Source organism: Nocardioides sp. WJ219, from assembly GCF_058559815.1.
In genome coordinates this window covers 175600-195015 of record NZ_JBZUJV010000002.1, presented here as the reverse complement: position 1 = coordinate 195015, position 19416 = coordinate 175600, and the positions used below count along the sequence as shown (strand labels likewise).

The following is a 19416-nucleotide window of genomic DNA, read 5'->3' as shown; positions in this document are numbered from 1 at the left end:
CCTAGCATCGGCCGGCATGGGCGCTCACCACCCGCGGCACGCCGCACCCGAGTCCGGCCGCATGCGCCGGCTCGCGCTGGCCGTGGTCGCGCCCCTCGCGCTGGCCACCCTGGTCGGGCTGGTCTGGCTGTGGCCCTCGGACCCGGTGTCGATCACCACGGCCGTGGGCGCGGCCGAGCAGGTCGAGGGCGAGGTCACCGCCGTCGAGCGCGAGGCGTGCCCCGAGACGCTGCCCGACGACGTCAACGGGTGCGGCACGGCGACGGTGCGGCTCACCGGGGACGGGGCGGGGGAGGACGCCGCCCCGCTCGAGGTGCCGCTGCCCAACGGTGCGGGGGCGCCGGAGGTCGACGAGGGCGACGCCGTGGTGCTGGTGCGGGCCACGAGCCCCGACGGCGAGGTCTACACGATCGTCGACCACCAGCGGGGCACCGGGTTGTGGGTGGTGGCCGTCGCGTTCGTGCTGGCGCTGATCGCCTTCGGTCGGTGGCGCGGCGTCACCGCCCTGGTCGGGCTCGGCGCCACGTTCGCCCTGCTCGTCCTGTTCGTGGTGCCGGCGATCCTGGCCGGCAGCCCGCCGCTGCTGGTCGCGATCGTCGGCTCGGCCGCCATCGTCCTGACCGTGCTCTACCTGACGCACGGGTTCACCCTGTCCACGACCGTCGCCGTGGTGGGCACCCTGGTGAGCCTGGTCCTCACCGGGCTGCTGTCCGCCGCGGCGGTCGCGGCGCTGCACCTGAGCGGTGCTGCCGACGACGTGGCTGCCTCCGTCGGCACGGGGCTGAGCGTCGACCTGCAGGGACTGCTGCTCGCCGGGATCGTGATCGGGTCCCTCGGCGTGCTCGACGACGTCACGGTCACCCAGGCCGCCACCGTCGACGAGCTGGCCCACGCCAACCCCGCCCACGGCGCCCTCGAGCTCTACCGCGCGGCCAGCCGTGTCGGCCGCGCCCACATCGCCTCGGTGGTCAACACGATCGTCCTGGCCTACGCCGGCTCGTCGCTGCCGCTGCTCGTGCTCATCGTCGCAGCCGACGAATCCTTCGGCGGCGTCGTGACCGACCAGCTCGTGGCGCAGGAGGTGGTGCGCAGCGCGGTGGCGACGATCGGGCTGGTCGCCGCCGTCCCGATCACCACGGCGCTGGCGGCGCTGGTCGCGGCCCGGCGGCGGTCCGACGACCGCCCGGCCCGGCTCGAGAAGCCCGGCGGCCACCGAGGACGGTGAGTGGCGCAGACCCTGCGCTGGACCCTGTGCGCCTCCGGCAGGATTCGAACCTGCGGCACCCGGTACCGGAAACCGGTGCTCTATCCCCTGAGCTACGGAGGCAGCACGCCTCACGGCGCGGTCCGGACACTACCCGGCGGAACTGATGAGAGGGAAACCGGTAGCCGCCGATAGCCTTGACGGGTGAACCCCGCTCAGCTCTCCGCGACCGTCGTCGACGCCCTGGCGTCGCTCGTCGACCAGGGCGCGCTCGCCCTGCCCGACGGCGTGCCGGCCGAGGTGACCGTGGAGCGACCGCGGGAGAAGGGGCACGGCGACTACGCGACCAACGTGGCCCTCAAGTTGGCCAAGCGGGCCGGCACCGACCCCCGCGCGCTGGGCGAGCTGCTCGCGGCCCGGCTGCGCGACGACGCGGGCATCGCCGGCGTCGAGGTCGCGGGTCCGGGGTTCATCAACATCACGGTCGCGGCCGGCGCGCAGGGCCAGGTCGCCGCCGACGTCGTCGCGGCGGGGGAGCGCTACGGTCGCTCCGACGTGCTGGCCGGGCAGGCGATCAACGTCGAGTTCATCTCGGCCAACCCCACCGGCCCCCTCCACCTGGGCCACACCCGGTGGGCGGTCCTGGGCGACGCGATCGGCCGGGTCCTCGACGCGGCCGGGGCGACCGTGACCCGGGAGTACTACATCAACGACCGCGGCGTGCAGATGAACCACTTCGCCGACTCGATCATCGCCTCCGCGCTCGGCGAGCCGAAGCCCGACGACGGCTACGCCGGCGGCTACATCGACGACCTCGTCCCGCAGGTCGAGGCCGTCCGCCCGGGCATCTTCGACCTGCCGCCCGACGAGCGCCGCGCCGCCGTGCGGCAGGTGGGCTACGACGTCCAGCTGCGCCAGCAGCAGGAGTCGCTCGCGGCGTTCAACACCTTCTTCGACGTCTGGTTCTCCGAGCAGTCCCTGCATGCCTCCGGCTCGGTGCCCGACACCCTGCAGCGGCTCCAGGACCTCGGCCACGTCTACACCGAGGGCGGCGCGCTGTGGATGCGCACCACCGACTTCGGCGACGACAAGGACCGGGTGCTGATCAAGTCCGACGGCGAGCTCACCTACTTCGCCTCCGACACGGCGTACTACCTCGACAAGCGGGCCCGCGGCTTCGACCACTGCATCTACCTGCTCGGGGCCGACCACCACGGCTACGTCGGCCGGCTGCGGGCGATGGCCGCGTGCGTCGGCGACGACCCCGACCAGACGCTCAACGTGATGATCGGGCAGCTGGTCAAGATCCTGCGCGACGGGGAGGAGCTGAAGCTCTCCAAGCGCGCCGGGACGATGGTGACCCTCGAGGAGCTCGTCGAGGACATCGGAGTCGACCCGCTGCGCTACTCCCTCGCCCGCTACCCGGCCGACTCGCCGCTGACCCTCGACGTCGCCGAGATCACCAAGCGGTCCAACGACAACCCGGTCTTCACCGTGCAGTACGCCCATGCCCGGGTCTCCAGCCTGCTGCGCAACGCCGCCGACCTCGGCGTGGTGGCCGAGTCGCACCCCGCGCTGCTGGTCCACGAGAAGGAGGGCGTGCTGCTGCGCTCGCTCGCCGACTTCCCCAAGGTCGTCGCCAGCGCCGCCGACCTGCGCGCCCCGCACCGGGTGGCCCGCTACCTCGAGGACCTCGCCGGCACCTACCACCGGTTCTACGACAGCTGCCGGGTGCTGCCGATGGGCGACGAGGAGACCAACGACCTCCACCGGGCCCGGCTGCTGCTGGTCGAGGCCACCCGCGTCGTGCTGGCCAACGGCCTCGGCCTGCTCGGGGTCTCCGCCCCCGAGCGGATGTGAACCGGTCGTCGTGAGCACCACCCACGAGGCCGGCTGGGCCCACGCGCCCGGTGCCCTGCGCGGACCCGCCTGGCTGCGGCCCCCGGCTGACCCCAACGACCTGGTGCCGCTGCTGTGGAGCAGCACCGCCCACAAGCGCGACGGCGACCTCGTGGTCGGTGGGGTCGCGGTCGCCGACCTGGTGGCCGAGCACAACACGCCGGCGTACGTGCTCGACGAGGCCGACTTCCGGGCCCGGGCGCGCGCGTTCCGCGACGGCTTCGCCGACTACGACGTCTACTACGCCGCCAAGGCGTTCCTGTGCACCACGGTCGCCCGGTGGGTGGTCGAGGAGGGGCTGCGACTCGACGTCTGCAGCAACGGCGAGCTCACGGTCGCGCTGCGCGCCGGCGTCGACCCGGCCCTGCTCGGCTACCACGGCAACAACAAGAGTCACCCCGAGCTGCGGCGGGCGGTGGCAGCCGGCGTCGGACGCATCGTCGTCGACTCCTTCGCCGAGGTCGAGCGGCTGGCCCAGGTCACCGCCGAGCTCGGCACCCGCCAGGGCGTGATGGTCCGGGTCACGGCCGGCGTCGAGGCCCACACCCACGAGTACATCGCCACCGCCCACGAGGACCAGAAGTTCGGGTTCTCGATCACCAGCGGCGACGCCTACGAGGCCGTCCGGCGGGTCCACGAGACGCCGGGGCTCGACCTGCTCGGCCTGCACTCCCACATCGGCAGCCAGATCTTCGACTCCTCCGGGTTCGAGGTCGCCGCCCGGCGCGTCCTGCGCCTGCACGCCCGCGTCAGCGAGGAGCTGGGCGTGACCATGCCCGAGATGGACCTCGGCGGCGGGTTCGGCATCGCCTACACGACCCAGGACGACCCCTCCGACCCGGCGCAGCTGGCCACGGAGATGACCAAGATCGTCGCCGACGAGTGCCGCGGGCTGGGGCTGGAGCCGCCGCGGCTGTCGATCGAGCCCGGCCGCGCGATCGTCGGTCCGTCGATGTGCACCGTCTACACCGTGGGCACGGTCAAGCCGGTCGCGCTCGACGGCGGGGCCGTGCGCACCTACGTCAGCGTCGACGGCGGCATGAGCGACAACATCCGCACCGCGTTGTACGACGCCGACTACTCCTGCACGCTCGCGAGCCGCGCCTCGGCGGCCCCGCCCGTGCTCGCGCGGGTCGTCGGCAAGCACTGCGAGGCCGGCGACATCGTCGTCCGCGACGAGTTCGTGCCCGGTGACGTGGCCCCCGGCGACCTGCTCGCGGTGCCCGGCACGGGCGCCTACTGCCGCTCGATGGCCTCCAACTACAACCACGCGCTCCGCCCCCCGGTGATCGCGGTTCGGGACGGGGAGGCCAGGATCCTGCTCCGACGGGAGACTGAGGACGACTTGCTGGCGACGGACGTGGGTGCGTGATGGGTACAGAGCCGTTGAAGGTGGCGGTCCTCGGCTGCGGCGTGGTCGGGTCGCAGGTGGTGCGCCTGCTCTCCGAGCAGGCCCACGACATCGCGGCCCGGGTCGGGCGGCCGGTCGAGCTGGCCGGCGTCGCCGTGCGCCGCATCGACGCCCCGCGCGACATCGACCTGCCCGAGGGGTTGCTGACCACCGACGCGGAGGCGCTGGTCGCCCGCGACGACGTCGACCTGGTGGTCGAGGTGATCGGCGGCATCGAGCCGGCGCGCAGCCTGATCCTCTCCGCGCTCGAGCACGGCGCCAGCGTGGTCTCGGCCAACAAGGCCCTGCTCGCCGAGGACGGCCCCACCCTGTTCGAGGCGGCCGAGAAGGCCGGGCGCGACCTCTACTACGAGGCCGCCGTCGCCGGCGCGATCCCGATCCTCCGCCCGCTGCGCGAGTCGCTCGCCGGCGACCGGGTCACCCGGGTGCTCGGCATCGTCAACGGCACCACCAACTTCATCCTCGACAAGATGGACTCCTCCGGCGCCGGGTTCGCCGAGGCGCTCGAGGAGGCCCAGGAGCTCGGCTACGCCGAGGCCGACCCGACCGCCGACGTCGAGGGATTCGACGCCGCGGCCAAGGCCGCCATCCTCGCCTCGCTGGCCTTCCACTCCCGGGTCACGGCCTCCGACGTGCACCGCGAGGGCATCAGCGAGGTCACCGCCGCCGACATCGCCTCGGCGCGCGGCATGGGGTGCGTGGTCAAGCTGCTCGCCATCTGCGAGCTGCGCGCCGGCACCGACAGCACCGACGGCGAGGAGGCCGTCGCCGTGCGCGTCCACCCCGCGATGATCCCGCGGAGCCACCCGCTGGCCAGCGTCCGCGAGGCCTACAACGCCGTGTTCGTCGAGTCCGACGCCGCCGGCCAGCTGATGTTCTACGGCCCCGGCGCCGGCGGGTCGCCCACCGCGAGCGCGGTGATGGGCGACCTGGTGACCGTCGCCCGCAACCACGTCGCCGGCACCCGCGGCGCCGGCGAGTCGGCGTACGCCGACCGGGCCGTGCTGCCGATGGGCGAGACCCGCACCCGCTACCACGTGGCCATCGACGTCGACGACCGCGCCGGCGTCCTCGCCGCCGTCGCCCACGCCTTCGCCGAGCACGGGGTCTCCATCCAGACCGTGCGTCAGGAGGGCCGCGACGACGACGCCCAGCTCGTCGTGGTCTCCCACAGCGCGACCGACGCCCAGCTCAGCGCGACCGTGGAGCACCTGCGGGGCATGGACATCGTCCGCGACGTCACCTCCGTGATGCGCGTCGAAGGAGCAGAGGAATGACCACCCCACCGCCTTTTTCGCCTTCCCCGCTTCGCTCCTCCGGCGAACAACGCGGCGGGAACCCCGGAGGTCGAGGGGTGCCCCGCCGTCAGTGGCTCGGCGTGATCGAGGAGTACCGCGACCTGCTCGACATCCCCGAGGGCACGCCCGCGGTCACCCTGCGCGAGGGCGGCACCCCGCTGGTCCACTCCGAGTGGCTCTCCGGGCTCACCGGGGCCCAGGTGCACCTCAAGGTCGAGGGCGGCAACCCCACCGGCTCGTTCAAGGACCGCGGCATGACCGCCGCCATCTCGGTCGCCAAGGCCGAGGGGGCCGAGGCCGTCGTCTGCGCCTCCACGGGCAACACCTCCGCCTCGATGGCCGCCTACGCCGCCAAGGCCGGGCTCAAGCCGCTCGTGCTCGTGCCCGAGGGCAAGATCGCCGCGGGCAAGATGGCCCAGGCGATCGTGCACGGCGCGCAGGTGATCATGGTCCGCGGCAACTTCGACGACTGCCTCGCCATGGCCCGCGGCCTGGCCATCGACTACCCGGTCGCGCTGGTCAACAGCGTCAACCCGGTGCGCCTTGAGGGCCAGAAGACCGCGGCGTTCGAGATCGTCGACTTCCTCGGTGACGCCCCCGACTACCACCTGCTGCCCGTCGGCAACGCCGGCAACATCTCGGCGTACTGGCTCGGCTACGTCCAGTACGCCGCCCTCGGCCGCGCCACCAGGCGGCCGGTGATGCGGGGCTTCCAGGCCGCGGGCGCGGCACCGCTGGTCACCGGCGAGCCGTTCCCCGACCCCGAGACCAAGGCCACCGCCATCCGGATCGGCAACCCGGCGTCGTGGCACCTCGCCGAGCAGGCGGCCAAGGAGTCCGAGGGTCGTTTCGCCTCGGTCACCGACGAGCAGATCCTCGCCGCCCAGCGCGAGCTGGCCTCGCGCGACGGCGTCTTCGTCGAGCCGGCGTCGGCGGCCGGCATCGCCGGGATGCTGCAGGAGCTCGCCCAGGGCGAGACCTACGCCGGCGCCACCGTGGTCGTCACCGTCACCGGCCACGGGCTCAAGGACACCGCGACCGCCCTCGAGGGCGTCGGGGCCCTGGTCGACACGGTCGTCGACGCCGACGTCGCCGCCGCGGCGAGCGCGGCCGGGCTGGCGTGACCCGGTTCGTCGACGGCCCGGTGAGCGTGAGCGTGCCGGCCACGTCGGCCAACCTCGGGCCCGGCTTCGACACGCTCGGCCTGACCCTCGACCTGCGCGACGAGCTCGAGTCCGAGGTCCTGCCGAGTGGTCTCGAGATCGAGGTCGAGGGACCCGACGCCGTACCGCTCGACGAGACGCACCTGGTGATCGTCGCGATGCGCGCCGCCTTCGAGGCGCTGGGCGGCCAGCCGTCCGGTCTGCGGCTGCGCTGTCGCAACGTGGTCCCGCACGCCCGCGGGCTCGGGTCGTCCTCGGCCGCGATCGTCGGCGGCATCGTGCTCGCCCGCGCCCTCGTGGAGGGCGGCTCGGAGCGCCTGGGCGACCTCGAGGCGTTCGACCTCGCCGCCCGCACCGAGGGACACCCCGACAACGTGGCGCCGGCGTACTTCGGCGGCTTCACCGTCTCCGGCCACCGCGACGGCCGCTTCTGGAGCACCTCCTGCCCGGTGGCCCCCGGTGTCGGCGCCGTCGTGTTCGTGCCGCCCGAGGGACTCTCGACCGAGGCGGCCCGCGGGCTGCTGCCGGCCACCGTGCCGCACGCCGACGCCGCCGCCAACGCCGGTCGCGCGGCCCTGCTCGTCGCGGCGCTGGCCGGCCAGCCCGACCACCTGTACGAGGCGACGCACGACCTGCTGCACCAGGACTACCGCGAGCCCGCGATGCCGGCCTCGCTCGCGCTCGTCCGGGCCCTGCGCGCCGACCGGCACGCGGCCGTGGTCTCGGGGGCGGGTCCCACCGTGCTCGTCCTCACCGACCCCCGCACCGACCTCGACCGGTTGCTGGCCCGCCGCCCCGACGGCTGGACCGCGCGGGCGCTGGCGATCGGAGTGCCCGGCGCCACCCTGGCCGGGTGCTAGCCTTGCCGCGCTCCGGGTTCCCGGAGCGGCGTCTGCGGGTCCACCGCGACGCACCTCCTCGGGTCGCGACCGGTCCGTGCCGTGCCTGGCTGCGACTCGACACCTGTCTGAAGGACCCCACGTGACCGAGACCACCGGATCCGCCGAACCGGCGCCCAAGAAGCGCGCCGGCGGCCTCAACGGCATGCTGCTCGCCGACCTCAAGGCGATGGCCTCGGGGATGGGCATCAAGGGTGCGGGCTCGCTCAAGAAGGCCCAGCTCGTCGAGGCCATCAAGGCCGCCCAGGCCGGCGCCGCCCCGGCAGCCAGGTCGTCCCAGGCCGCCCCCGCGGCGAGCACCGACGGCGACCGCGAGCCGCCGCCGGCCCGGGGGAGTGACGAGCCCGCGGCGAGCCAGGACGCCCCCGCGCGGACCACGGACCGGCGGCCCGACCCGGAGGGGCAGGCCGACCGCCAGGCCGACCGCCAGGCAACCCAGCAGGACCAGAAGCGGTCGGCGCAGAAGCCCGACCGCACGTCCGAGCAGAAGCCGGAGCAGAAGCCGGCGCAGAAGCCGGAGCGCTCGTCCGAGCAGAAGCCCGACCGGAAGCCCGACCAGAAGCCCGACCAGAAGCCCGACCAGAAGCCCGACCAGAAGTCGGACCAGAAGCCCGAGCAGAGGTCGGACCCCGACCAGGGCGACCAGGGCGGGCAGCAGGGCGGCCTCGACGGCGACGGCGAGGGCCGCACCGGACGCAACCGCCGGCGACGCGGTCGCGACCGCAACCGGTTGGACAAGCCGGTCCAGCAGGGTGGTCAGTCGGGCGGGCAGCAGGGCGGACCGCAGGGCCAGGCGCAGGGTGCCCCGCAGGGCCAGGGCGGCGGCAACCAGCACGCCCCCGGCGGCCCGGTCGGCCGGCACGAGCCCGACACGACGATCCTCGAGGACGACGTGGTGGTCCCGGCCGCCGGCATCCTCGACGTGCTCGACAACTACGCCTTCGTCCGCACCAGCGGCTACCTCCCCGGCCCCGACGACGTCTACCTGTCGCTGTCGATGGTGCGCCGGTTCGGCCTGCGTCGCGGCGACGCGATCGTGGGTCAGGTCCGGCACCCGCGCGAGGGCGAGCGCCGCGAGAAGTTCAACCCGATGGTGCGCGTCGACAGCGTCAACGGTCACGACCCCGACACCGCCCGCACGCGGGCCGACTTCGCCAAGCTGACCCCGCTCTTCCCCTCCGAGCGCCTGCGCCTGGAGACCGACGCCGCCAACCTGACCGGCCGGGTCATCGACCTCGTCGCGCCGGTCGGCAAGGGCCAGCGCGGGCTGGTCCTGTCGCCACCCGAGGCCGGCAAGACCGCGCTGCTGCAGTCGATCGCCGCGGCGGTCTCGGCCAACAACCCCGAGTGCCACCTCATGGTCGTGCTGGTCGACGAGCGGCCCGAGGAGGTCACGGAGTTCCAGCGCACGGTCAAGGGCGAGGTCATCGCCTCGACGTTCGACCGGCCGGCCGCCGACCACACCGTCCTCGCCGAGCTCGCGATCGAGCGGGCCAAGCGGCTGGTCGAGCTGGGCCACGACGTCGTCGTCCTGCTCGACGGGCTGACCCGGCTCGGGCGCGCCTACAACCTCTCGGCGCCGCCGTCGGGCCGGGTAATGGCGGGCGGGGTCGACGCAGCGGCGCTGCACCCGCCCAAGCGGTTCTTCGGTGCCGCCCGCAACATCGAGAACGGCGGCTCCCTCACGATCCTGGCGACCGCCCAGGTCGAGAGCGGCTCGGCCACCGACGAGGCGATCCTCGAGGAGCTGCAGGGCACCAGCAACCTGCGGCTGCGGCTGCGCAGCGACCTCGCCGCGCGCCGCCTGACCCCGGCGATCGACCCGCTGGCCTCCGGCACCCGCCGCGAGGAGCTGCTGCTCGGCGAGCAGGAGCTGGCCATCGTGGACCAGCTCCGCGGTGCCCTCGCCACCGCGGACGGTCAGGGTCCTCTCGAGCTGCTGCTCGACCGGGTGCGCGGCACGCAGAGCAACATCGAGCTGCTCACCCAGGTGCAGCGCGCCGCCCTACCGGCCGGCGCCTCGTCGTCGCGACAGGAGAACTGAGATGGCACGGATCGTGGTCGCCGACGACGACGTCGACATCCGGGAGCTGGTGGAGTTCAAGCTCTCGACCATGGGTCACGACATCGTCGCCGTCGGTGACGGGGCCGCGGCGATCGAGGCCTGCCGCGAGCGCCGCCCCGACCTGTGCGTCCTCGACGTGATGATGCCGGGGGTCTCGGGGCTCGACGCGATCCGGATCATCCGCAGCGACCCCGAGCTGCTCGACCTCCCGGTGATCCTGCTCACGGCCCGCGCCCAGGAGTCCGACGTCAACACGGGGTTCGACTCCGGGGCCGACGACTACATCACCAAGCCCTTCAGCCCGCGCGAGCTCGCGTCCCGCGTCGAGGCCCTGCTCGCGCGCTGACCGCCTCCGGCCGTCCCCGTCCGCCTCCCCGTCCGTCGCGCGCGGCGCTACGATGCACCGACGCCCTGAGGGGGGAGCGTCTGCGGTCCGGGGGAGGACGGTGCGGTGACGGGTGACGTCCAGCGGTCCACACCGGGCAGGCCGGTCCGGGACCTGCTCGCGCCGGTGGTCTGGCGGACGGCCGCGCTCGTCGTGCTGGCCGTCGTCATCTGCGTGACCGGCGTGCTGGCCAGCGAGTCCGCGGTGCGGCGCCTCTCCGACGAGGTCGAGCCGGCCACCGAGGCGCACGAGCGGTTCGTGGCGAGCGTGGCCGGTCTCGACTCGGCCACCTCGGCGTGGGCGCTCACCGGCGAGCCTGCCGCCCTCGACGCCTACCGCGAGGCACGCACCGAGGTCGCCGCCGCCGCCGACGCGCTGCGTCGCGAGGCCGACGGCGCCGGTGTCGGGACGCTCGTCGACCGCGAGGTCGCCGAGGTCGACCGGTGGGTCGAGGACTACGCCGAGCCGGTCGTGACCGGCCGTGCCGGCGTCCTGCGGCCCGAGCAGTACGCCGCCGGCCAGCGCACCTTCGCCGGCTACCGCGACGCCCGCGCGGCGACGTCCGAGGCGCTGGCGGACGAGCGCGACGAGGCCGGCTCCGCCGCCGCCCTGCGCCTGTGGCTGACGGTGATGGCGATGGTGGTGCTCCTCGGCGTCTCGGTGATCCTGGTCCTGCGCACCCGGTCGCGTGTGCTCGCCGAGATCTCCGAGCCGCTGCGCGCGCTCGAGCAGGTCGTCCAGCGGATGCTCCAGGACGACCCGGAGGGCCGGGCCGCCGCCCACACCGGGCCCAAGGAGGTCCGCTCGATCGCCCGGGCGCTCAACGACTTCGCCGACGCGGGCTCACGGGCCCAGGCGGTCGAGGGCCGCATCCAGGACGAGCTCCACGTCCTCGACAGCGCCAAGGACGACTTCGTCTCCAACGTCTCCCACGAGCTCCGGACGCCGCTGACCACCATCAGCGGCTACCTCGAGATGGTCGCCGACGAGTTCGAGGGCCGGCTCGACCCGCGCCACGACCGGATGCTGGAGGCGACCCGGCGCAACGTGCTCCGGCTGCGCGCCCTCATCGACGACCTGCTCGCGCTCTCCAAGGCCGAGAACCGTCCCTCCGAGCTCGAGCCCTCCGACGTCACCGAGATGGTCGTCGACGCGGTCACCGACGTCCGGATGACCGCGGCCCGCCGCGGCATCACGATCGACGTGGTCGCCCCCGACGTCCCGATGCCGGTCCTCTGCGACCGGGCGCTGCTCTACCGGGCGTTCCTCAACGTGCTCGGCAACGCGGTGAAGTTCAGCCACGACGACGGGTCGGTCGAGGTGTCGGTCCGGCGGGTCCTCGGCCGGGTCGAGGTCGTGGTGCGCGACCACGGCATCGGCATCCCGAGCGCCGAGATCGACCGGCTCGGCACCCGGTTCTTCCGCGCCTCCAACGCGATGACCAACGAGATCGCGGGCACCGGCCTCGGGCTCCGCATCGTCCAGACCATCATCGACAAGCACGCCGGCGACGTGGTCATCGAGTCCGCCGAGGGCGAGGGGACCACCGTCTTCGTCCGCCTGCGGCTGCACGGCGAGCGGTACTCCCGCCTGACCGCGGTGCCCTCCCCGGCCAGCGACGGCGTCCCCGCCGGGTCGCGCGACGCCTAGCGGTACGGCGACCCCCACCCGCGGAATATGGGAGACCGCGCGGTGTTCACTACGATGTACGTCGGCTCCGGTTCACGCTGCACGCCGTGCGGCGACCCGGGGCACATCGAGAGGACAGCCATGAAGAAGGACACGCACCCCGACTACCACGTCACCCAGGTGAGCTGTACCTGCGGCGCGACGTTCACGACGCGCAGCACCGTCGCCTCCGGTTCGATCCGTTCCGACGTGTGCTCCCAGTGCCACCCGTTCTACACGGGCAAGCAGAAGATCCTCGACACCGGCGGCCGCGTCGCCCGGTTCGAGGCCCGGTACAAGAAGAAGGCCGCCGCCGACTCCAGCAAGTAGCGACCTCACGAGCGCCGACCCCCGATGCGGGGGTCGGCGCTCGTCCCGTTCCACCGTCGCCCAGGAGCCGAGGAGAGGTCACCATGTTCGAGCCCGTCGAGGGCCTGATCGTCGAGCACCAGGAGCTCGAGGGGCGGCTCGGTGAGCCCGAGACGCACGCCGACGCGCGCCTGGCCAAGAAGCTCAACCGGCGCTACGCCGAGCTGACCACCATCATCGCCGCCTGGCGCGAGTGGACCGCGCTGGGCGACGACCTCGAGGCGGCCCGCGAGCTGGCCGGCGAGGACGCGTCGTTCGCGGCCGAGGCGGCCACCCTCGCTGAGCAGCTGCCGGAGGCCGAGCAGCGCCTGCGCCGGCTGCTGGCGCCGCGCGACCCGGCCGACGACAAGGACACCCTCCTGGAGATCAAGTCCGGCGAGGGCGGCGAGGAGTCGGCGCTGTTCGCCGGCGACCTGCTCCGCATGTACACCCGCTACGCCGAGCAGCGCGGCTGGTCGGTCGAGGTCCTCGACGCCACCGAGTCCGACCTCGGCGGCTACAAGTCGGTGACCGTGGCCGTCAAGGCCAAGGGCACCCCCGAGCCGGGCGCCACGCCGTTCGGGCTGCTGAAGTTCGAGGGCGGCGTCCACCGCGTCCAGCGGGTGCCGGTGACCGAGTCGCAGGGCCGGGTGCACACCAGCGCGGCCGGTGTCCTGGTGCTGCCCGAGGCCGAGCAGGTCGACGTCACGATCGACGACAACGACCTGCGCATCGACGTCTTCCGCAGCAGCGGACCCGGTGGGCAGAGCGTCAACACCACCGACTCCGCCGTGCGGATCACGCACGTGCCCACCGGCATCGTGGTCAGCTGCCAGAACGAGAAGAGCCAGCTGCAGAACAAGGAGCAGGCCATGCGCATCCTCCGCGCCCGGCTCCTGGCGGCCGCCCAGGAGGAGGCCGACGCCGCGGCCGGCGAGGTCCGCCGCAGCCAGGTCCGCACCGTCGACCGGTCCGAGCGCATCCGGACCTACAACTTCCCGGAGAACCGGATCTCCGACCACCGCACGGGCTACAAGTCCTACAACCTCGACCAGGTCCTCGACGGCGACCTCCAGCCGGTCCTCGACTCGTGCGTCGACGCCGACCTGGCCGGCCGGCTCGAGGCCCTGGAGCAGTGAGGCCCCGCGCGCTCCTCGGGGCGGCCGCCGCCCGCCTCGGGGCGGCCGGGGTGGCCAGCCCCGAGCACGACGCCGCCGTGCTCCTCGCCCACGTCCTCGACCTCCCGCGCAGCCGGCTGGCCCTGGTCGAGGAGGTGGGGGAGCGCGAGGTGGCCGCCTACGATGCCCTGCTGACGCGCCGGGCCCGGCGCGAGCCGCTGCAGCACCTCACCGGGGTCGCGGGGTTCCGCCACGTCGAGCTGGCCGTCGGCCCCGGGGTCTTCGTGCCCCGCCCCGAGACCGAGCTGCTGGCGGGGTGGGCGATCGATCAGGCGGCGCCGCTCGCCGCGCCCGTGGTCGTCGACCTGTGCACCGGGTCGGGCGCCATCGCGCGCGCGGTCGCCGACGAGGTGCCGCACGCGGTGGTCCACGCGGTCGAGCTCGACGAGTCCGCGCTGGCCTGGGCGACGCGCAACCTCGCCGGCACCGGCGTCGACCTGCGGGCCGGGTCGATGGCCGAGGCGTTCGACGACCTGCGCGGCACGGTCGACGTGGTGGTGTGCAACCCGCCGTACGTCCCGCTCGAGGCGTGGGAGTCGGTGGCGCCCGAGGCCCGCGACCACGACCCCCATCTCGCGCTGTTCTCGGGCGCCGACGGGCTCGACGCGATCCGCCTGCTCGCCCGCCGCGCCGCGCGGCTGCTGCGGCCCGGGGGAGTGGTCGGCGCCGAGCACGCCGACGTCCAGGGTGAGTCCGCGCCGGCGGCGTTCGTCGCGGCCGGGGGGTGGGTCGACGTACGCGACCACCGCGACCTCGCCGGGCGTCCCCGGTTCGTCACGGCGCGGCTGGCAGGATGAGGCAGGTGACGTCCGAGCGCTACCCCACCGGGACCGACGAGGAGCGCGAGACGGCCATCGAGGCCGCCACCCTCGCGGTCCAGCGGGGCGACCTCGTGGTGCTGCCCACCGACACCGTCTACGGCGTCGCGGCCGACGCCTTCGACGCCGACGCCGTCGCCGACCTGCTCGAGGCCAAGGGCCGGGGTCGCGAGATGCCGCCGCCCGTCCTGGTCAGCAGCGCCACCACCCTCGACGCGCTCGCCCGCGACGTGCCCGGCTACGCCCGGGCGCTGGTCGACGCCTTCTGGCCCGGCCCGCTCACGCTCGTGTGCCGTCAGCAGACCTCCCTGATGTGGGACCTCGGCGACACCCGCGGCACGGTGGCGGTGCGGATGCCCGACCACGAGCTGACCCGCGAGGTCCTCGAGCGGACCGGTCCGCTGGCCGTGAGCTCGGCCAACCTGACCGGCTCGCCCGCCGCGACCGACGCCGACCAGGCCGAGGAGATGCTCGGCGAGGCGGTCGCCGTGATCATCGACGCCGGCGAGTCGCCGGTGGGGGAGTCGTCCACGATCGTCGACGCCACCGGTAGCCAGGGCCGGGTGCTGCGCCTGGGGGCGCTGAGCCTCGAGCAGCTCAACGAGGTCCTCGAGCCGCTGGGAGCGACCCTGGTCGACGGTGAGGCCGATGCGTGAGTACCTGGTCGTCTTCCTCGTCGCGGGTGCCGTCACCTACCTGCTGACCGTCGTCGCGCGCGAGATCGCGCTGCGCACCGGGGCGGTGGCCGCCGTCCGCGACCGCGACGTGCACGCCGAGCCGATCCCCTACCTCGGCGGCCTCGCGATGCTCGGCGGGCTGGTGGCGGCCTACCTCGTGGCCCGCGAGCTGCCGTTCCTGTCCAGCCCCGACAGCGGGTCGTTCACGTTCCCCGACGCGCGCGCCGTGATCCTCGCCGGCGCCCTGATCTGCGGGGTCGGCGTCCTCGACGACATCTTCGACCTCGACGCGCTGACCAAGTTCGGCGGCCAGGTGATGGCCGTCGGCCTGCTCGTCTACTCCGGGGTCCAGTTCAAGTTCTTCTACGCCCCCAACCAGGAGCAGTTCTCCCTCGACGCCGCCCAGGGCGCGATCCTGACCGCGGTGATCGTCATCGCCACGGTCAACGCCGTGAACTTCGTCGACGGCCTCGACGGCCTCGCCGCCGGGGTCGTCGGCATCGCGGCCCTGGCGTTCTTCGTCTACTGCTACCAGCTCAGCGCGGCCAACGACGTGACCCGGGCGACCACGGGCGCGCTGCTCTCCGCCGCGCTCGCCGGCGTGTGCGCCGGGTTCCTGGTCCACAACTTCCACCCCGCCCGGCTGTTCATGGGCGACAGCGGCTCGATGCTCATCGGCCTGGTGCTCTCGGCGACCGCGATCACCGTGACCACCCAGTTCAGCGCCGAGGACATCACCCTCGGCCAGGACGGCGCCCGGGCGAGCTTCCTGCCGATGCTGCTCCCGGCGGCGCTGCCGATCCTGATCCTGATCGTGCCCTTCGCTGACCTCGTCCTCGCCGTGGTGCGCCGCACCCGGGCGGGGCGCTCGCCGTTCGCGCCCGACAAGCAGCACCTGCACCACCGCCTGCTGGAGATCGGGCACTCCCACCGCCGCGCGGTCGTGATCATGTGGGTCTGGGCCGGGCTGATCGCCTTCTCCACGGTGCTGGCCAGCCTGCGCACCGGCTCCCCGGTCTGGATCGCGATCGGCGTCGGCTTCGCCGTCACCCTGCTGCTGACCTTTGCGCTGCCGGTCGTGCACCGACCCCGCGTGCTGTCCGAGGAGACCTTGTGATAACTTTCACGAGCAGGACGCAGCACCGCACGCCCTACTAGAACGGCCGCCGACGATGACGACCGCCCTCCACCGCCTCGCGGGAGAGACGCCGACCAGCATCCTGGTCCGCGCGACCGTCGGCTCGCTCGCCATCTCGCTGGTGCTGGCCGTCGTCGCCGCGCTCGTCACGGGGCGGGCCGGCCTGCTGTCGGTGCTGGTCGGGGCCGGTGTCGTCCTGGCCGTCTTCGTCAGCGGCGCGCTCGCCGTCAACGCGATGTCCTCGCGCAGCGCCGAGGTCGCCCTGATGGTCGCCCTGGTGACCTACACCGGCCAGGTGATGGTCATCATCGGCCTCTTCCTCGCCTTCTCGGCCGCCGATCTCCTCGACGACACGCTCTCGCGCGGCTGGCTCGGGGCGTCGGTGGTGGCCAGCGCGCTGGTGTGGAGCACGTGCCAGATCGTGCTCGCCTCGGCGGCCCGAATCCCCCTCTACGACCTCGGTGACGACGACCGCAGCGAGGGTTCGAAGTGACGACACGGGACTGCTATTGTCCGAGCGCGGCGCACCGTGGCACGACAGTGACCGGGCGCTGGCGCGGCGCTTCTCGACGCGGTGGCCGGTGTGGTCGTCCCGTCCCACCGGACACCACAGCTCCGGCTGATCGACCACGAGCACACCTCATCCCACCCATGGCGACCACGACACAGGAGAAGCGATGACCGGCATGCACACGGCCCTGGTTTCGCAGGAGCCGTTCACGCCGCCCGGACCAGGCGACTTCGACCTGCCCGCCATCTTCGGCAGCGGCCACTTCGAGTTCTTCGGGCAGTCGCAGATGAGCGGCGTCACCAAGCCCATGGTGCTCGTGGTGCTCTCCTCGCTGATCATCGTGGGGGCCTTCTACCTGATGTCGCGCAAGGCGGCGGTCGTCCCCGGCCGCGCGCAGTTCGCCGGCGAGGCCGTCTACGGGTTCGTGCGCAACAGCATCGTGCGCGAGAACATCAACGCCCACGACGCGATGAAGTACGTGCCCTACCTGTTCGCCCTGTTCCTCTTCGTCCTGGTGAACAACTACTACGGGCTCATCCCGTTCGTGCAGTTCCCGCCGATGTCCCGCATCGGCTACGTGATCGCGATCGCGCTGGTCGCGTGGGTGGTCTACAACGTCGCCGGCATCAGGCGCCACGGGTTCCTCGGCTACCTCAAGCTGCAGACCATGCCCGGTGGGCTGCGCGGCCCGATCCTGCTGATCCTGGTCCCGCTGGAGTTCTTCTCCAACATCATCGTCCGGCCGGCGACGCTCACCCTGCGTCTGTTCGCCACGATGTTCGCCGGGCACCTGTTGCTGCTGGTGTTCTCCCTGGGTGGTGAGCACCTCTTCTTCGAGTACGGCGGGGTGGTCGGCATCGTCGGCGGCATCATCTCCTGGGTGATGGCGATCCTGATCAGCTTCCTCGAGCTGCTGATCATGTTCCTCCAGGCCTACGTCTTCACCCTGCTCGTCGCGATGTACATCGGGCTCGCGCTCGCCGACGAGCACTGATCCGTCCCACCACCGCACCACCTGCAGCACCGCAGCACCGCACCACCCCACAAGCCTGACGCCCGCGAGTGCGGCGTCACAACGAAAGGAAATCCCGTGGAGCTGGGTACCCTCAACATGGTCGGTCTCGGCCTTGCCGCGATCGGTCCTGGTATCGGCATCGGCCTGATCTTCGCCGCGTTCGTCAGCGGTGTGGCCCGCCAGCCCGAGGCCGAGAGCAAGCTTCGCTCGATCGCCATCCTGGGCTTCGTGCTCGCCGAGCAGCTGTTCATCATCGGCGTCGCGCTCTCGTTCGTGCTGCAGCCGTAGCCGAGCCCGTCGCGACCACAGGAGGCAACCGCATGGTTCCGCAGCTGACCGTGATGGCGGAGGAGCTCAACCCGCTCATCCCGCACCCGGTCGAGATCGTGATCGGGCTCGTGGTCTTCGGCCTGGTCGTCTTCGCGATCGCCAAGTTCGTCGTCCCCAGCTTCGAGGCGGCCTACGCCGAGCGCACCAAGGCGATCGAGGGCGGTCTGGCCGCGGCCGAGACCAAGCAGGCCGAGGCCGACGCCAAGCTCGCCGAGCTCGACAAGCAGCTCGCCGACGCCCGGCACGAGGCCGCTCGCATCCGCGAGGAGGCCCGCGAGCAGGGTGCGGTGATCATCGCCGAGATGCGCGAGCAGGCGCAGTCGGAGGCCAACCGCATCGTGGAGCACGGCAAGACGCAGATCGAGGCGGAGCGCCAGCAGGCCGTCACCTCGCTGCGGTCCGAGGTCGGCACGCTGGCCACCACGCTGGCCGGACGTATCGTCGGGGAGAGCCTCGACGACGACGACCGGCAGAGCCGGGTGGTCGAGCGGTTCCTGGCCGACCTCGAGGCCGGCACGCCGGCCCAGAACTAGTCAGACGAGAGGGACACGATGGACCTGCGCGGAGCCTCGGCCGAGGCACTCGCCGTACTCACCGACGAGCTGGGGACGCACCTCGGCTCCGGTGAGGCCGGCGCCCGGCTCGCCGACGACCTGTTCACCATCGCCGCCACCCTGCGCGGCGAGGGTGCGCTGCGCCGGTTCGCGACCGACGGCTCGGTCCCGACCGAGGCCAAGCAGGGCCTCGTGCGGGAGGTCTTCGGCGGCAAGGTCGGCGACGGTGCTCTCGACCTGCTCGCCACGGCCGTCGGCCGTCGGTGGACCAAGACCCGCGACCTCGCCGACGTGCTCGAGCAGCTCAGCGTGATCACGCTGGTCAAGGCCGCCGGTCCCGAGTCGGACCGCCTGGCCGACGAGCTGTTCGCCTGGTCCCAGGCCGTCAGCACCAACCCGGAGCTGCGCGACGCCCTCGCCGACCCCGCCCGGACCACCGAGGACAAGGCCGTGCTCATCGGCGGCATCCTCGGGGGCAGGGCGCTGCCGTCGACGGTGACGCTGGCCGAGCAGGCGGTCTCCGGCAGCTACCGCACCGTCTCGGCGGCCCTGACCGACTACCAGAAGATCGCGGCCGAGGTGCAGCAGGAGGGCGTGGCCACCGTCCGCGTCGCGCGAGAGCTCACCGAGGACGAGGCCACCCGCCTGGCCGCGGTCCTCTCGGCGCAGTACGGCCACCCGGTGCACCTCAACCTGCTGGTCGACCCGACCGTGCTCGGCGGCATCCGTGTCGAGATCGGTGACGACGTCATCGACGGCACCGTGTCCAGCAAGCTCGACGACGCTCGCCGCCGCATCGCCGGCTGACCACCACCATCCACGACGTACGACGTACAGATCCAAGAGAGAAGGAAA

Annotated in this window: 19 protein-coding genes and 1 tRNA gene; 19 read left to right on the top strand and 1 reads right to left on the bottom strand. The window is 73.0% G+C overall.

All coding sequences use genetic code 11. The annotated features are described in order from the left end of the window. The first annotated feature begins 16 nt into the window (after positions 1–16). The gene (locus AC4MBH_RS05010; RefSeq protein ID WP_491793246.1) at positions 17–1225 is read left to right on the top strand and encodes a YibE/F family protein; all 1209 of its coding nucleotides are present in this window, start codon (positions 17–19) and stop codon (positions 1223–1225) included. Positions 1226–1254: 29 nt separating this feature from the next. Here AC4MBH_RS05010 and AC4MBH_RS05005 read toward each other — a convergent pair. Then, a tRNA-Arg gene (locus AC4MBH_RS05005) sits at positions 1255–1327 on the bottom strand. Between the two features lie 81 nt (positions 1328–1408). Between AC4MBH_RS05005 and argS the strand changes: the two genes are divergently transcribed. The 18 genes from argS to AC4MBH_RS04915 all read left to right on the top strand — a co-directional run bounded on the left by argS (position 1409) and on the right by AC4MBH_RS04915 (position 19368). After that, positions 1409–3064, top strand: a complete 1656-nt coding sequence (gene argS / locus AC4MBH_RS05000; RefSeq protein WP_491793245.1) for an arginine--tRNA ligase — start codon at positions 1409–1411, stop codon at positions 3062–3064. Between the two features lie 10 nt (positions 3065–3074). Beyond that, complete coding sequence (gene lysA / locus AC4MBH_RS04995; RefSeq protein WP_491793244.1) at positions 3075–4475, top strand: diaminopimelate decarboxylase; 1401 nt, start codon at positions 3075–3077, stop codon at positions 4473–4475. Next, complete coding sequence (locus AC4MBH_RS04990) at positions 4475–5791, top strand: homoserine dehydrogenase (protein WP_491793243.1); 1317 nt, start codon at positions 4475–4477, stop codon at positions 5789–5791. The genes lysA and AC4MBH_RS04990 overlap by 1 nt, the downstream gene beginning before the upstream one ends. Before the next feature lie 77 nt (positions 5792–5868). Next, positions 5869–6936, top strand: a complete 1068-nt coding sequence (gene thrC, locus AC4MBH_RS04985) for a threonine synthase (RefSeq protein WP_491793242.1) — start codon at positions 5869–5871, stop codon at positions 6934–6936. After that, on the top strand, positions 6933–7835 hold the full coding sequence (gene thrB, locus AC4MBH_RS04980) for a homoserine kinase (RefSeq protein ID WP_491793241.1): 903 nt from the start codon (positions 6933–6935) through the stop codon (positions 7833–7835). Before thrC ends, thrB begins: the two co-directional genes overlap by 4 nt. A 184-nt stretch (positions 7836–8019) precedes the next feature. Beyond that, the gene (gene rho / locus AC4MBH_RS04975) at positions 8020–9918 is read left to right on the top strand and encodes a transcription termination factor Rho (protein ID WP_491794119.1); all 1899 of its coding nucleotides are present in this window, start codon (positions 8020–8022) and stop codon (positions 9916–9918) included. 1 nt (position 9919) lies between these two features. Continuing rightward, entirely contained in the window at positions 9920–10285 is a 366-nt protein-coding gene (locus AC4MBH_RS04970) for a response regulator transcription factor (protein WP_491793240.1), read from the top strand. A gap of 105 nt (positions 10286–10390) precedes the next feature. Further along, a complete protein-coding gene (locus AC4MBH_RS04965; protein WP_491793239.1) occupies positions 10391–11974 on the top strand; it encodes a sensor histidine kinase in 1584 nt (527 codons plus the stop codon). 120 nt (positions 11975–12094) lie between these two features. Next, on the top strand, positions 12095–12322 hold the full coding sequence (rpmE, locus tag AC4MBH_RS04960; protein WP_491793238.1) for a 50S ribosomal protein L31: 228 nt from the start codon (positions 12095–12097) through the stop codon (positions 12320–12322). An 83-nt stretch (positions 12323–12405) separates the two neighbouring features. Then, complete coding sequence (gene prfA / locus AC4MBH_RS04955; RefSeq protein WP_491793237.1) at positions 12406–13479, top strand: peptide chain release factor 1; 1074 nt, start codon at positions 12406–12408, stop codon at positions 13477–13479. Beyond that, positions 13476–14315, top strand: coding sequence for a peptide chain release factor N(5)-glutamine methyltransferase (gene prmC / locus AC4MBH_RS04950; RefSeq protein ID WP_491793236.1), 840 nt, complete (start codon positions 13476–13478; stop codon positions 14313–14315). Before prfA ends, prmC begins: the two co-directional genes overlap by 4 nt. 5 nt (positions 14316–14320) lie before the next feature. Next, positions 14321–14992 (top strand): L-threonylcarbamoyladenylate synthase, encoded by a 672-nt coding sequence (locus AC4MBH_RS04945; protein ID WP_491793235.1) that lies wholly within the window; start codon positions 14321–14323, stop codon positions 14990–14992. Then, positions 14985–16130, top strand: coding sequence for a glycosyltransferase family 4 protein (locus AC4MBH_RS04940; protein WP_491793234.1), 1146 nt, complete (start codon positions 14985–14987; stop codon positions 16128–16130). The genes AC4MBH_RS04945 and AC4MBH_RS04940 overlap by 8 nt, the downstream gene beginning before the upstream one ends. Before the next feature lie 55 nt (positions 16131–16185). After that, positions 16186–16644, top strand: coding sequence for a hypothetical protein (locus AC4MBH_RS04935; protein WP_491793233.1), 459 nt, complete (start codon positions 16186–16188; stop codon positions 16642–16644). A 184-nt stretch (positions 16645–16828) separates the two neighbouring features. Further along, on the top strand, positions 16829–17656 hold the full coding sequence (gene atpB / locus AC4MBH_RS04930) for a F0F1 ATP synthase subunit A (protein ID WP_491793232.1): 828 nt from the start codon (positions 16829–16831) through the stop codon (positions 17654–17656). Between the two features lie 117 nt (positions 17657–17773). Then, the gene (gene atpE, locus AC4MBH_RS04925; RefSeq protein ID WP_491794117.1) at positions 17774–17965 is read left to right on the top strand and encodes an ATP synthase F0 subunit C; all 192 of its coding nucleotides are present in this window, start codon (positions 17774–17776) and stop codon (positions 17963–17965) included. A 44-nt stretch (positions 17966–18009) separates the two neighbouring features. Further along, complete coding sequence (locus AC4MBH_RS04920; protein ID WP_491794115.1) at positions 18010–18540, top strand: F0F1 ATP synthase subunit B; 531 nt, start codon at positions 18010–18012, stop codon at positions 18538–18540. Between the two features lie 18 nt (positions 18541–18558). Then, complete coding sequence (locus AC4MBH_RS04915) at positions 18559–19368, top strand: F0F1 ATP synthase subunit delta (RefSeq protein ID WP_491793231.1); 810 nt, start codon at positions 18559–18561, stop codon at positions 19366–19368. Positions 19369–19416: the final 48 nt, after the last annotated feature.

Bases quoted from the DNA above. Each gene is read 5' to 3' on its own strand.
- AC4MBH_RS05010 (WP_491793246.1), top strand. From the start codon at position 17: ATGGGCGCTCACCACCCGCGGCACGCCGCACCCGAGTCCGGCCGCATG.
- AC4MBH_RS04990 (WP_491793243.1), top strand. From the start codon at position 4,475: ATGGGTACAGAGCCGTTGAAGGTGGCGGTCCTCGGCTGCGGCGTGGTC.
- rho (WP_491794119.1), top strand. From the start codon at position 8,020: ATGCTGCTCGCCGACCTCAAGGCGATGGCCTCGGGGATGGGCATCAAG.
- AC4MBH_RS04970 (WP_491793240.1), top strand. From the start codon at position 9,920: ATGGCACGGATCGTGGTCGCCGACGACGACGTCGACATCCGGGAGCTG.
- rpmE (WP_491793238.1), top strand. From the start codon at position 12,095: ATGAAGAAGGACACGCACCCCGACTACCACGTCACCCAGGTGAGCTGT.
- prfA (WP_491793237.1), top strand. From the start codon at position 12,406: ATGTTCGAGCCCGTCGAGGGCCTGATCGTCGAGCACCAGGAGCTCGAG.
- AC4MBH_RS04940 (WP_491793234.1), top strand. From the start codon at position 14,985: ATGCGTGAGTACCTGGTCGTCTTCCTCGTCGCGGGTGCCGTCACCTAC.
- AC4MBH_RS04935 (WP_491793233.1), top strand. From the start codon at position 16,186: ATGACGACCGCCCTCCACCGCCTCGCGGGAGAGACGCCGACCAGCATC.
- atpB (WP_491793232.1), top strand. From the start codon at position 16,829: ATGACCGGCATGCACACGGCCCTGGTTTCGCAGGAGCCGTTCACGCCG.
- atpE (WP_491794117.1), top strand. From the start codon at position 17,774: ATGGTCGGTCTCGGCCTTGCCGCGATCGGTCCTGGTATCGGCATCGGC.
- AC4MBH_RS04915 (WP_491793231.1), top strand. From the start codon at position 18,559: ATGGACCTGCGCGGAGCCTCGGCCGAGGCACTCGCCGTACTCACCGAC.